This is a genomic window from Dellaglioa kimchii, assembly GCF_046115505.1.
Taxonomy (GTDB): domain Bacteria; phylum Bacillota; class Bacilli; order Lactobacillales; family Lactobacillaceae; genus Dellaglioa; species Dellaglioa kimchii.
The window spans coordinates 377,411-391,205 of record NZ_CP170736.1; the positions used below are offsets into that span (position 1 = coordinate 377,411).

At 33.0% G+C, this 13,795-nt stretch carries 14 protein-coding genes; 13 read left to right on the forward strand and 1 reads right to left on the reverse strand.

The genetic code is table 11. The features are described 5' to 3' along the window. The first annotated feature begins 37 nt into the window (after window positions 1–37). Together ACE83Q_RS01835 and ACE83Q_RS01840 are read left to right on the forward strand one after the other, a co-directional pair. Entirely contained in the window at window positions 38–1,795 is a 1,758-nt protein-coding gene (locus ACE83Q_RS01835) for an ABC transporter ATP-binding protein (RefSeq protein ID WP_409022436.1), read from the forward strand. Continuing rightward, complete coding sequence (locus tag ACE83Q_RS01840) at window positions 1,788–3,575, forward strand: ABC transporter ATP-binding protein (RefSeq protein ID WP_409022437.1); 1,788 nt, start codon at window positions 1,788–1,790, stop codon at window positions 3,573–3,575. The genes ACE83Q_RS01835 and ACE83Q_RS01840 overlap by 8 nt, the downstream gene beginning before the upstream one ends. A gap of 66 nt (window positions 3,576–3,641) precedes the next feature. Here the strand turns inward: ACE83Q_RS01840 and ACE83Q_RS01845 are convergent, their stop codons facing one another. Beyond that, on the reverse strand, window positions 3,642–4,277 hold the full coding sequence (locus tag ACE83Q_RS01845) for a lysophospholipid acyltransferase family protein (protein ID WP_409022438.1): 636 nt from the start codon (window positions 4,275–4,277) through the stop codon (window positions 3,642–3,644). Between the two features lie 103 nt (window positions 4,278–4,380). Between ACE83Q_RS01845 and ACE83Q_RS01850 the strand changes: the two genes are divergently transcribed. The 11 genes from ACE83Q_RS01850 (at window position 4,381) to rseP (ending at window position 13,789) form a co-directional block, all read left to right on the forward strand. Beyond that, window positions 4,381–5,127 (forward strand): tRNA1(Val) (adenine(37)-N6)-methyltransferase, encoded by a 747-nt coding sequence (locus ACE83Q_RS01850; protein WP_409022439.1) that lies wholly within the window; start codon window positions 4,381–4,383, stop codon window positions 5,125–5,127. Then, window positions 5,117–5,392 (forward strand): GIY-YIG nuclease family protein, encoded by a 276-nt coding sequence (locus tag ACE83Q_RS01855; protein ID WP_409022440.1) that lies wholly within the window; start codon window positions 5,117–5,119, stop codon window positions 5,390–5,392. The genes ACE83Q_RS01850 and ACE83Q_RS01855 overlap by 11 nt, the downstream gene beginning before the upstream one ends. Before the next feature lie 69 nt (window positions 5,393–5,461). Continuing rightward, the gene (locus tag ACE83Q_RS01860; protein WP_409022441.1) at window positions 5,462–6,454 is read left to right on the forward strand and encodes a D-2-hydroxyacid dehydrogenase; all 993 of its coding nucleotides are present in this window, start codon (window positions 5,462–5,464) and stop codon (window positions 6,452–6,454) included. 30 nt (window positions 6,455–6,484) lie between these two features. Beyond that, entirely contained in the window at window positions 6,485–7,474 is a 990-nt protein-coding gene (locus ACE83Q_RS01865; RefSeq protein ID WP_409022442.1) for a D-2-hydroxyacid dehydrogenase, read from the forward strand. Between the two features lie 164 nt (window positions 7,475–7,638). Further along, the gene (gene rpsB, locus ACE83Q_RS01870; protein ID WP_409022443.1) at window positions 7,639–8,430 is read left to right on the forward strand and encodes a 30S ribosomal protein S2; all 792 of its coding nucleotides are present in this window, start codon (window positions 7,639–7,641) and stop codon (window positions 8,428–8,430) included. 109 nt (window positions 8,431–8,539) lie between these two features. Then, window positions 8,540–9,415, forward strand: a complete 876-nt coding sequence (tsf, locus tag ACE83Q_RS01875) for a translation elongation factor Ts (RefSeq protein ID WP_409022444.1) — start codon at window positions 8,540–8,542, stop codon at window positions 9,413–9,415. Between the two features lie 133 nt (window positions 9,416–9,548). Continuing rightward, window positions 9,549–10,271: a UMP kinase gene (gene pyrH, locus ACE83Q_RS01880; RefSeq protein ID WP_409022445.1), complete on the forward strand. Its 723-nt coding sequence runs from the start codon at window positions 9,549–9,551 to the stop codon at window positions 10,269–10,271. After that, window positions 10,272–10,835, forward strand: coding sequence for a ribosome recycling factor (gene frr, locus ACE83Q_RS01885; protein WP_409022446.1), 564 nt, complete (start codon window positions 10,272–10,274; stop codon window positions 10,833–10,835). It abuts the gene before it with no gap. Between the two features lie 86 nt (window positions 10,836–10,921). Further along, complete coding sequence (locus ACE83Q_RS01890) at window positions 10,922–11,689, forward strand: isoprenyl transferase (protein WP_409022447.1); 768 nt, start codon at window positions 10,922–10,924, stop codon at window positions 11,687–11,689. 10 nt (window positions 11,690–11,699) lie between these two features. Then, window positions 11,700–12,494 carry a phosphatidate cytidylyltransferase gene (locus tag ACE83Q_RS01895; protein WP_409022448.1) on the forward strand — a complete coding sequence of 265 codons (795 nt, stop codon included), beginning with the start codon at window positions 11,700–11,702 and terminating at the stop codon, window positions 12,492–12,494. 23 nt (window positions 12,495–12,517) lie between these two features. After that, window positions 12,518–13,789 carry an RIP metalloprotease RseP gene (gene rseP / locus ACE83Q_RS01900; RefSeq protein WP_409022449.1) on the forward strand — a complete coding sequence of 424 codons (1,272 nt, stop codon included), beginning with the start codon at window positions 12,518–12,520 and terminating at the stop codon, window positions 13,787–13,789. The last annotated feature ends 6 nt before the right edge of the window (window positions 13,790–13,795 follow it).

The window sequence follows — 13,795 nt, forward strand, 5'->3', positions numbered from 1 at the left end:
CTTTGCTTGTTTTTTTTTATAAAAAGGAGGAGTTAGAATGACTATATTTAGAAAACTTGGATGGTTTTTTAAACAAGAAAAAAAATCGTATGGAATCGCAGTATTCTTTCTGATTTTAGTGGCAATCTTCCAAATTATTCCACCTAAAATTATTGGAAATATCGTTGATAGTATGAGTGAAAATGAACTAACAGTGAGTAAGTTAGCAATTTGGATTAGTATCTTAGTTTTTGTTGCATTAGGTCAATATCTGTTTAGATATATCTGGAGAACCAATATTTGGGGTAGCGCTGCTCGCCTTGAAAAAATTTTACGTACTCGATTATTTAAACATTTTATGCAAATGGATCAATCTTTTTTTCAGCAAAATAGAACAGGCGATTTGATGGCACATGCAACGAATGATTTAACAGCTATTCAGCAGGTTGCTGGTGCAGGTATACTAACTTTTGCTGATTCAATTATCACGGGTGGGACAACTATAATTGCAATGATATTTTTAATAGATTGGCGTTTAACAATCTTAGCAATTATTCCGTTACCTTTATTGGCGGTTATGGCTAGATATTTAGGAACTAAAATACACACTGCATTCTCTACATCTCAAGCAGCGTTTTCAACGTTGAATAATAAAACGCAAGAGAGTGTCAGCGGAATTAAAGTGATTAAGACTCTTGGACAAGAACAAGAAGATATTGAAGATTTTGAAGGAAAAGTTGAAGAAACTATCAAGATTAATAGAAAAGTTAATTTATTGGATGCATTGTTTGATCCAATAACAAGTTTAATTATTGGATTGTCATATGTTTGCACTATCATTTTAGGTGGGTACTATGTGACTAACAACGTCATTTCAATTGGACAACTGATTTCATTTATAAGTTATATTGCGTTACTTGTTTGGCCGATGTTTGCTATTGGTCGATTATTTAATGTTATTGAACGTGGAAATGCTAGTTATGATCGTGTTCAAATATTATTAAATCAAAAAAGTGGCATTGTAGATAATGAAAAGGGGTTAGATAAATTATCGGTGGGATCTTTTAAATTTGATGTCCAGCATTTTAATTATCCAGATGATGATCGGGAAAGTTTGCATAATGTTAAATTTGAAATTGGTTCTGGTCAAACTCTTGGCATTGTTGGAAAAACGGGTGCTGGCAAATCAACGATTATGAAATTGATACTTCGTGAATTTGATGCATACAACGGAATGATTTCAGTTAATAATTCAAATATTAAAGAGTATGCCTTAGATACGTATCTGAAGTCAATTGGTTACGTTCCTCAGGAAAGCTTTTTATTTTCAACAACTATTTTAAATAATATACGTTTTGCTAATATGAATTTAACAAAAGAAAAGGTTGAAATGGCTGCATTTAATGCTGATTTGGATAGTGATATCACTGAATTACCACTAAAATATGAAACAGAGGTTGGAGAACAAGGAATATCCCTCTCTGGTGGCCAAAAACAACGTTTAGCTATCGCTCGTGCCCTTGTAATTAATCCAGAGCTATTAATTTTGGATGATGCTCTTTCGGCAGTTGATGCCAGAACGGAATCTATTATTTTAACTAGATTAAAAGAGAAACGTCAAAATAAAACAACTATTATTTCTGCAAGCCGTATGAGTAGTGTAAAAGATGCAGATGAAATTATCGTAATTGATGGTGGAACAATTATTGAGCGAGGACAGCATGATACGTTAATGACATCAAAAGGTTGGTACTATCAAATGACAACTAAACAACAACTTGAAAGCAAGTTAGAGGGAGATGAAATTAATGAGTGAAAAGCCTAAATCTAGCTGGCAAAAAGAACTGAGCGGTAAAGAACAAAGAACAGTTATTAAAAGATTATTGCCCTATACAAAAGATTTTAAAGCCGATTTTTTAATCGCAATTTTATTTGCGGCCATATTAAGTGGAATTAATATATTACTACCTCTTCTTTTACAGTATTATATGGATAACTATCTTCAATCGAAATCAACACCACTAAATATTATGTTTTTATTTGCGGGTCTTTACTTTATCGGTGTAATTTTAAAAGCAATTACTCAATTCATTCAAATGTATTTGTACTCAATGGGTGCAGAAAAAACATTAGAAAAAATACGTGTCATTCTTTTTAAAAAAATTCACACGTTAGGGATGCGTTACTTTGATAAGACACCGGCTGGAGCTGTTGTTTCTAGGGTTACTAATGATACGATGACATTAGCAGATTTTTGGACGCTATTTATGACATTGATCGTTGGTGTATTTTCACTTATCTCTGCTTTTGTAGCAATGTATATTGCCAAGCCACAGATCGCATTGGTAACGTTGATTTTTATACCAATTTTACTAATAACAACATGGTATTACCAACGGTTTAGTTCAAAGGTTTATCGACAAATGAGAGAATATTTGAGTCGATTAAATACTAAATTAAATGAATCTATCGTTGGAATAAATGTGATTCAACAATTTCGCCAAGAAAAACGGATTGAAGGCGAATTTGAGGACACTAATGAACTTTATTTGAAAAAAAGATTTGAAATGATTCGAACTAATTCATTGTTACTTTCACCAATTATTAGTTTATTTTATGCATTGGCTGTAGTAATGACACTTGGGTTATTTGGAATTAGCAGTTTAGATCATTTTGTTGAAGCAGGAATGGTATATGCATTTCTAACATATTTACAAAATTTCTTCAATCCCATGACAAACTTAATGGATTATTTGACAACTTTCCAAGATGGAATCGTTGCAGGTAGCCGAATCATTAGTGTTCTTGATGACCAAACAATAGAACCACAACAAACACCCGTGGCAGGAGCCACAATTACTGAAGGTAAAATTGAATTCAAAAATGTTACTTTTTCATATGATAATGAGAATGCAGTTTTAAAGAATATATCATTTACGGTACAACCTGGTGAAACACTTGCTTTCGTTGGACACACGGGTAGTGGTAAAAGTTCAACCATCAATGTTTTGATGAGATTTTATGATTTTGAAGAAGGACAAATTTTAATTGATGGTTTAGATATTAAAAAATATTCGACAGAAGAGTTACGAAAAAAAATGGGGCTTGTATTACAAGATTCATTTTTATTTTATGGTAATGTTGCTTCAAATATTAGAATGTTTAATCAGGATATTACTGATGAACAAATTGAAAAAGCTGCTAAATTTGTTCATGCTGATCAATTTATTGATAAATTACCTCGTCAGTATCAAACGAAAGTTGTTGAACGAGGGGCAACATACTCCGCTGGTGAAAAGCAATTGATTTCATTTGCGAGAACGATTGTAACTAATCCAAAAATTTTAATATTGGATGAAGCTACAGCTAATATTGATACAGAGACGGAACAACTTATACAAGATGGGTTAAAACAAATGAGACAAAATAGAACGACGCTTGTTATCGCACACAGACTGTCAACTATTGTTGACGCTAACCAAATTCTAGTGTTGGATAAGGGTCAAATTGTTGAACGAGGAACACATGAAGAATTACTAAAATTAAATGGTAAATACGCTGACATGTATAATTTACAAAATATATCAGATGATTAAGTTTAATTTTAAATAAAAATACTGGTAGAAAATCAATATGATTTCCTACCAGTATTTTTTTGGAATTTAATTATTATTTTTACTTTTATGGGGATCAACATATTTAAAATTGGGATTAATTTCAGTATCTAATTTTTGAAATGCAGCCATTAATTGGGTGTCCATTTCTGTTTGGACCTCATCAGTCAATTTTGTTTTTTTGTCTAAATAGATTGGATCACCGAATGAAACGGTTACTCTTTTTCTACTGAAAAGTTGCTTTAAGGTTAATGGACCTTGATAGACTGCTGGAACTAAGGGTACCTGTGCCATTCGAGCAATTAAGAGTGAACCACCTTTTAATTCCTCGGAATGTCGGGTACCTGAGGGAAACATAATTAATGATAATTCGCCTTTTTTTAAAAATTTAACTGGCGTTTTAATTGTTGATGGACCTGGATTTTCTCGATCAACTGGAAAAGCATTGGCATGAATTAAGATATAGCGTAAAATTGGATTTACAAATAGTTCTTTTTTTGCCATAAATGAAAACTTTTTAGGACTACCAGCTAAGGCAAAGTAAAGGGGGTCAAACCAAGTTCGGTGTGGACCTACTAAAATATACGATCCTTCAGGTAGTTTTTCTTTATTAATATAGTGGGCATTCCCATTGATTAAGAATAAAAGTACTCGTACAATACCCCGTGCAAATGAATAAAACATGTGGCAACAATCCTTTCAAATTTTAAACTTTGTATGGTAAGTATGACTAATTAAATTAAAAGTTGCAAGTTTTAAAAAAATTATAGAAAATGGGTAATGAAAAATGGTTTCACTTAATAACAATGAACGTATTGACCAATTATACTCAAATCAAATTAAAATCATTCAGAGTTCAGATGTTTTTTCTTTTTCACTGGATGCTGTTTTATTAGCCCATTTTGCAGATGTTTCAAGAAAAGAATCAACTAAAATAGTTGATTTATGTGCGGGCAATGGTGCAGTCGGGTTATTTGTTAGTCAAAAAACAAAGGGTCAAATTTATCAGATTGAACTTCAAGAAAAATTAGCTGATATGGCAAATAGAAGTATTGAATTGAATCACTTGGAAAATCAAGTACAAGTTAAGCAAACAGATTTAATCAACACGTTTGATTATCTTGAAAAAGACTCAATTGATACCGTATTGTGTAATCCACCTTATTTTCCAAATACGCCACAATCTTCTCAGAATCCTAACAAGTATTTAGCAATTGCACGACATGAAATTACAACTAATTTAGATAGTATTCTAGAAATTACTAGCGGTTTATTGAAAATGAAGGGGAAAACTTTTTTCGTACACCGTCCTGATCGATTGCCTGAAATTCTAAGTAAAATGGTTAATCATCGGTTGGCGCCTAAAAAAATCCAATTTGTTCATCCAAAAGAGGGAAAAGAGGCTAACATGGTCCTAATTGAAGCAATTAAGGATGGCAATGCAGCAGGAATTAGGATTATGCCTCCTATTGTTGTTTATGGTAACGATGATGAGTACACACAAATGGTTCAGGAGATTGTTTATGGAAGATGAAAAAAAATATTATTTTTATGTATTACTGTGCGCTGATAATACACTATACGGCGGATTTACAACGGATCCCGAAAAAAGACTTGCAACGCATAATGCAGGGAAAGGTGCAAAGTACACAAAATTAGCTAGTAGACGGCCTTTGAAAATGATTTTGCAGGAATCATTTGAAACGAAATCTGAAGCATTAAAGAAAGAATATGCTTTCAAACACCAATCAAGAGATAAAAAAATTGCTTATTTAAAAAAGCAATCAGTTGAAATCTGAAATAATGTATAAAAAGATTTCAAATGATATAATGAAAGTATAAATTTTAAAATAAAGAGGTATAACATTATGAAAATCATTGCGTATGGTATCCGAGAAGATGAATTATTGTATGTCCAAGAATGGGAAAAAGATAATCAAATTAAAATAAAAACTGTTACTGAATTATTAGACGAAAAAACAGTTCAATTAGCAGAAAATTATGACGCTATTGTTGCCTACCAACAAAAGGACTATACACCTGAATTAATTAAAAAAATTCATGATTTAAATATTAATTATTTATCGATTCGTAATACTGGTGTGGATAACGTTGATGGGGATGCAGTTAATAAGTATGGATTGATTGTGACGAATGTGCCATCTTATTCTCCAAGTGCTGTTGCGGAGCTATCTGTAGCTAAATTGTTGGAATTATTTAGAAAAACACCACAATTTAATCGTAAAATGAAGAATAACGATTTTACTTGGGAACCTGATATCTCTAAAGAAATCCGTACACAAACAGTTGGTGTGATTGGTACAGGAAGAATTGGGCAAACAGCCATTAAAATTTTTAAAGCATTTGGTGCAAAAATTATTGGATATGATATTTATCAAAATCCTGCTTTGAAAGAAGAGGGTATCTATGTTGATACATTAGATGAGTTATATGCAAAATCAACAATTATCACAATTCATAGCCCTGCTACTGAAGATAATTATCATTTATTAGATGACGAAGCATTTAGTAAAATGCAAGATGGTGTGCATATTTTGAATATGGCCAGAGGAACATTGATTGACACCGATGCACTGATAAGAGCGCTAGATTCAGGGAAAGTAGCCGGTGCCGCATTAGATACACTTGAAAATGAGACTGATTATTTCAATAAAGAATTAACAGAATCACAAATAAATGGTACTTTTAAAAACTTATTGCAGCGTGAGAATGTGTTAATTACCCCACACACAGCCTTCTATACAGAGCCTGCTGTCAGGAATATGGTTATAGATGCTTTGAATGCAAGTAAAGACTTAATAGAAACAGGACATTCTGATAAAGAAGTTAAATTTAAATAAAATTAGTCAGAAAATGGAGGATTTTATATTATGAAACTAATTGCGTTCGGTATGAGAAAAGATGAAGTTGGATTTGGTAATCAGTGGTCTGATGACAATCAAGTTGATGTTGAAATTACTCAAGATTTATTAACGAATGAAACGATACAGCAAGCGGATGGATTTGATGGTATTATTGCATTGCAAACAATTCCTTATAACGAAACATTATTTTCTAAAATGAAAGAGATGAATATTAAGATTCTTTCTGTTAGAAATGTCGGGGTTGATAATATTGATTTAGTTGCAGCTAAAAAATATGGTGTGACGGTGACAAATGTCCCAGCGTATTCACCTAACGCGATTGCTGAATTTTCTGTGACACAATTGATGCAACTCTTAAGAAGAACACCAGAATTTAATTTAAAAATTAAAAATCAAGACTATCGTTGGGCTCCAAATATTTCACGCGAGTTGAGAAGCTTAACCGTGGGTGTTATTGGAACTGGACGTATTGGCCGGGTTGCAATGGACATTTACAAAGGATTCGGTGCAAAAGTTATTGCATACGATGTCTATCCAAATGCTGAATTAAAAAAGAGTGGTATTTATGTTGATACATTAGATGAGTTGTTCGAACAAGCAGACGTTGTTACATTACATACGCCAGCTACAAAAGAGAATGAACACATGCTTAATCGAGATTCATTTGAAAAAATGAAACACGGAGTTCTGATTGTAAATACAGCCCGTGGAACGTTAATTAATACTGAAGATTTAATTGACGCATTAAAATCAGGACAAGTTGGTGGAGCAGCTTTAGATACGTATGAATTCGAAAATCCAATATTTAATCATGATTTAACGGACTCATCTATTGAAGATCCATTATTTAATGAACTTTTAGATATGGTAAATGTTATTTTAACACCTCATATTGCATTCTATACTGAAACTGCAGTTAAAAATATGGTTGAAATTGCTTTGAATAGTGCTTATCAATTTTTAACAACAGGCGTTGTGGAAACAGAAGTTAAATAATTAAAAATAAGACTTGTGTTCTAATTTTAGATTTTGTATACTTAAAGACGATGTTAAAACATCAATTCACACCTTGTGGGATGTGACTGAGGGTGCTCGGGAGAGTCTTAGCACAGTTGAACACTTGGGAGGAAAATAAAACTTTTACTCGGAGGCACTACATCATGGCTGTTATTAGTATGAAACAATTGCTCGAAGCCGGTGTTCATTTTGGACATCAAACACGTCGCTGGAACCCAAAGATGAAACCATACATCTTTACTGAAAGAAATGGTATTTATATCATTGATTTACAAAAAACAGTTAAATTAGTTGATGCTGCTTATGCATCAATGAAAAAAGCTGCTGAAGATGATGGTGTTGTTCTTTTTGTTGGTACAAAGAAACAAGCACAAGATGCTATTGAAGAAGAAGCAACTCGTGCTGGACAATACTTTGTTAACCATCGTTGGTTAGGTGGAACTTTAACTAACTGGAACACAATTCAAAAACGTATCAAACGTCTTAAAGAAATCAAAAAAATGTCAGAAGATGGCACATTTGATCTTCTTCCTAAAAAAGAAGTTTCTTTATTAATTAAACGTAGAGATCGTCTTGAAAAATTCTTGGGTGGTATTGAAGATATGCCTCGCATCCCTGATGTATTATTCATTGTTGATCCTCGTAAAGAACGTATCGCTGTTAAGGAAGCTCAAAAATTGAATATTCCTATCATCGCTATGGTTGATACAAATAGTGATCCAGATGAAATTGATGTAAAAATCCCTTCAAATGATGATGCAATTCGTGCTGTACGTTTGATTACTGCAAAAATGGCTGATGCTATTATTGAAACTAATCAAGGTAAAGAAGAAGTGAATGAAGCTTCTTTCAAAAAGGCTGACGAAAAAGTAGATTCAATCGAAGATATCGTTGAAGCTGTTGAAGGCGGAAATGATAAAAAAACTGCTGAATAGTAAATAAATTAGGCTGTCTCAAAATTAGGTACTGTAATGGCCCTTTCTTTTGAGGCAGTTTTTTTAGATATAAAATCAATTAAATTATTTAAACAAGGAGGCCATTCAAATGGCAAAAATTTCTGCTTCTCAAGTTAAAGAATTACGTGATACAACTGGTGTCGGTATGATGGACGCAAAAAAAGCACTCGTTGAAGTTGACGGTGATATGCAAAAAGCAATCGATTTCCTCCGCGAAAAAGGTATGGCAAAGGCTGCTAAAAAAAGTGACCGTGTTGCTGCTGAAGGTCTATCTGATGTTCAATTCTCTGGTAACTTTGCAGCTATTGTTGAAGTTAACGCAGAAACTGATTTCGTTGCTCAAAACGAACAATTCAAAACACTTGTTAAATTAATTGCTACTAAAATTGCTGAAGCACATCCTAAAGATGTTGAAGAAGCACTTACAATTAAAACAGACCGTGGCACAATTAATGATGATTTAATTGAAGCAACACAAGTAATTGGTGAAAAAATTTCATTACGTCGTTTTGAATTAGTAGAAAAAACTGATAATGAAAGTTTTGGATCATACTTACATATGGGTGGTTCAATTTCAACACTTGTTGTCGTTACAGATGCTGATGAATCAACTGCTAAAGATGTTGCTATGCATGTTGCTGCAATTAATCCTAAGTATGTATCTCGTGAACAAGTACCTGCTGATGAATTGGCACATGAAAAAGAAGTACTTTCTAAAGAAGCTGCTAATGAAGGCAAACCAGCAAATATCATTGAAAAAATGGTTGAGGGTCGTTTAAATAAATATCTAGCTGATATTAGCTTAGATGATCAAGATTTTGTTAAAGATCCTGACATGACAGTTGCTAAGTATGTTGCTTCTAAGGGTGGAAAAGTTAAATTATTTATCCGTTATGAAGTTGGAGAAGGTCTTGAAAAGAAAGAAAATAATTTTGTAGACGAAGTTATGGGTCAAATTAAATAATTTTCTACAATCCAAAAGTTTGTGCTTTAAGCACAAACTTTTTTTAATAAATTTATTTTGATATAAATTGAATTATTAATTATACCTAAAATATGGTAAAATAATTGTAAATAGATTGTAGGAGGAACATTGGATGTCAGATGTTAAGTATCGACGCGTTATGTTGAAGTTAAGCGGTGAAGCATTAGCCGGAGAACAAGGATTTGGTATTAATCCACCTGTAATTAGAAAAGTTGCTGAAGAATTAAAAGAAATTCAAGAAATGGGTGTTGAAGTCGCTATCGTTGTTGGTGGTGGTAATATGTGGCGTGGTGAAGCTGGAGCCGCAATGGGTATGGAACGTGCGCAGGCAGATTATATAGGGATGCTAGGAACAGTTATGAATGCACTAGCATTGCAAGATAATCTTGAATCTGTAGGTGTCCCAACTCGAGTTCAAACAGCTATTGAAATGCGCCAAATTGCAGAACCCTATATTCGCCGTAAAGCTGTTCGTCATCTTGAAAAAGGTCGCGTTGTTATTTTTGCTGCGGGTACGGGTTCACCATATTTCTCAACAGATACAACTTCAGCGTTAAGAGCTGCAGAAATTAATGCTGATGTTATATTGATGGCAAAAAATGGCGTAGATGGTGTCTATTCTGCTGATCCTCAAAAAGATAACTCAGCAACAAAATATGAAGAATTAACACATTTAGATATAATTAATAAAAACTTACAAGTTATGGATACAACTGCAAGTACATTATCGATGGATAATGATATTCCGCTAGTCGTATTTAATTTGAACGAACCAGGAAATATAAAAAAAGTTGTTCTCGGTGAAACCATCGGAACAACCGTTAGGGGAAAATAAATGAAAATAACAGAACCTATATTAGTTGATGCTCAAGATAAAATGTCAAAAGCAGAGGTTTCACTTCAAAAAAATCTTGGTAATATTCGGGCTGGTCGAGCTAATGCTAGTTTATTGAACAATGTGACAGTAGATTATTATGGTGCACCAACACCACTTAATCAAGTTGCACAAATTTCAGTACCAGAAGCTCGCGTACTTTTAATTACACCATTTGATAAAAGTGCTTTAAAGGATATTGAACATGGCTTATTAGTAGCCGATTTAGGAATTAGCCCTTCGAATGATGGATCAGCAATTCGATTAGTTATTCCTCAATTAACAGAAGAACGTCGTAAGGAATTAGCTAAAGATGTAAAAGCTGAAGCAGAAAATGCTAAAGTTATTATTCGTAATATCAGACGTGATGCAGTTGATGCCTTGAAAAAATCAGAAAAAAATGGTGATTTAACAGAAGATGATTTACGAGATTTAGAAAAACAAGCTCAAGATGTGACGAATGCATCAATTAAAAATATTGATAATATTCAAGCAGATAAAGAAAAAGAAATTTTAGCAGTTTAAATAAATAGCTTTATTTTAAGACAGGCGTCGTTTTGTGCCTGTTTTTTTGCTACAATAGAACATGTAACTATTCTTGGAGGTACAATATGGCTTTTAATTTTAAAAAAAATAAAACAAATGAATTAATCCAATTGGATATGGAAAGAATTCCTAAACATGTTGCTGTTATAATGGATGGTAATGGACGTTGGGCAAAAAAAAGGCATTTACCTAGAATTGCGGGACATAAAACCGGTATGGATACTGTAAAAACAGTAACTATGGCTGCAAGTGATTTGGGGATTAAAGTTTTAACACTTTACGCATTTTCTACTGAAAATTGGAAACGGCCCGAAACAGAAGTTAATTACCTGATGAGTTTACCGGGTACTTTTTTTGATAAGTTTGTACCAGAATTAATTGAAAAGAATGTAAAAGTTAATGTTATGGGCTACATTGATCAGCTTCCAAATGAAACAAAAATAGCCGTTCAAAATGCTGTGGAAGATACTAAAGATAATACAGGGATGGTTCTTAATTTTGCATTAAATTATGGTGGGCGAGCAGAGATTGTGACGGCTATCAAAAATATTGCAACTGATACCTCTAATGGTAAACTAAGCGTTGAAGAGATAACAGATAAAACAATTGACCAGTATTTAATGACTAGTAATTTAGCACCTTATAATGATCCGGAATTACTAATCAGAACTAGTGGTGAAGAAAGAATATCTAATTTCTTATTATGGCAAATTGCTTATAGTGAATTAGTGTTTACTGATACATTATGGCCTGATTTTTCTGAAGATGCATTAAAAGATGCAATACTAAATTATCAAAAAAGAGACCGCCGTTTCGGTGGTATAAAAGAATAGGAGAATTTTTATGAGACAGCGCGTAATTACAGCAATTGTGGCACTCTGTATTTTCATACCATTGGTTATTATTGGTGGACTACCATTGCAGATATTTGCTTTAATTTTAGGATGCATTGGTATCTCGGAAGTATTTGTAATGAAGAAAAAATTATTGATATCACCAGAGGCTACTTTTGGTATCTTAATGACAATAACTGTGATTGCACCAGATAAGTGGTTTAAATTTTTACCTGCTCACATTTCTTCTGTAAATGTATTTTATTTTCTTGTTGCACTTCTATTAATGTATATGGTTACTTCAAAAAATCGTTTTTCATTTGATGATGCTGGTGTTTTTGTCTTAAGTTCTTTATATGTCGGGATGGGATTTCATTATTTTATTGCGGCAAGAGGCAACGATTTTAACGGATTAATGACATTAGCATATATTTTAATTGTTATCTGGACAACAGATACAGGTGCTTACATGTTTGGACGTAAGTTTGGTAAAAATAAATTAGCACCACATATTAGTCCAAATAAAACCTGGGAAGGTTCAATTGGTGGGACATTGATGGCTACACTGTTAGGAAGTATCTTTATTTACTTCTTCCCACAAAATCATTCTTTTCCAATAATGATTTTGATTACATTAATCCTTTCGGTATTTGGACAATGCGGTGATTTAGTTGAGTCCGCTTTTAAACGTTTCTATGGCGTAAAAGATTCTGGACGTATTCTACCTGGACATGGTGGTATTTTAGATCGATTTGATAGTTTAATATTTGTATGGCCAATTATGCATTTATTTGGGTTAATGTAATAAATTAAAGGGGGAGGATTCACATGATTAAAACGATTATCACATTTATTATCGTTTTTGGAATTTTAGTTGTGATTCATGAATTTGGTCATTACTATTTTGCAAAACGTGCTGGAATTTTAGTTCGTGAATTTTCAATTGGTATGGGGCCAAAAATACTTTCATTCCATAGAGGTAGTACAACGTACACTTTAAGAATATTACCTCTTGGTGGATATGTTAGAATGGCGGGAATCGCTGATGATGAAGATGAAGATTTAAAACCTGGTATGCCTATGAGTTTAATACTGGATAGTAATAATAAGGTTACAAAGATTAATACGAGTAAAAAAACAACGCTATATAATGGTATCCCAATCGAATATCTAGATAGCGATTTACAAAAAGAACTCTGGATTACAGGATATGAAAATGGTAATGAAGAGATAGTAAAAAAATATAATGTTGATCATGATGCGCTAATAATTGAAAAAGATGGCACAGAAATTCAAATCGCTCCTGAAGATGTTCAATTTCAATCAGCTACGCTTTGGAATCGAATTTTAACGAATTTTGCTGGACCGATGAATAACTTTTTATTAGCTATTGTTGCATTTATACTACTTGCTTTCATGCAAGGTGGCGTTGCAACTAATTCGAATCAGATTGGTACAATTCAAGAGAATTCTGCGGCTCAAAGGGCGGGGTTAAAAGCAAATGATAAAATTGTAGCTGTAGCTGATAAAAAGACAACAAACTGGACTGAATTAACGACAGCGATTAGCAGTCGTCCTGATAAAAAAACTGACTTAAAAGTAATAAGGAACGGTAAAACAGAATTAATCGTTATTACACCTGAATCAAGTAAAACAGACTCAACAAAGACCGGTAAAATTGGTATTACAGTTAAAATGGATCACTCATTTATCAATAAAATTACTTATGGATTTACGCAATCATGGAGTGTCGTGGCTAGTATTGTGGCTGTATTAGTAGGGATGTTTACTAAAGGTGTCAGCTTAAATGATTTTGGTGGTCCGGTTGCAATTTATGCAGTGACTTCAAATGCAGCAAGTTATGGGTTGGCAAGTGTTGTGTCATTGCTTGCATTCTTATCAATTAACTTAGGAATTGTGAATTTATTACCAATTCCAGCCTTAGATGGTGGGAAATTAGTACTAAATATTATCGAAGGAATTCGTGGCAAACCAATTTCACCTGAAAAAGAAGGTGTTATTACATTAGTTGGATTTGCATTTTTAATGATATTGATGATATTAGTCACATGGAATGATATTCAGCGTTATTTCTTTTAAATGAAA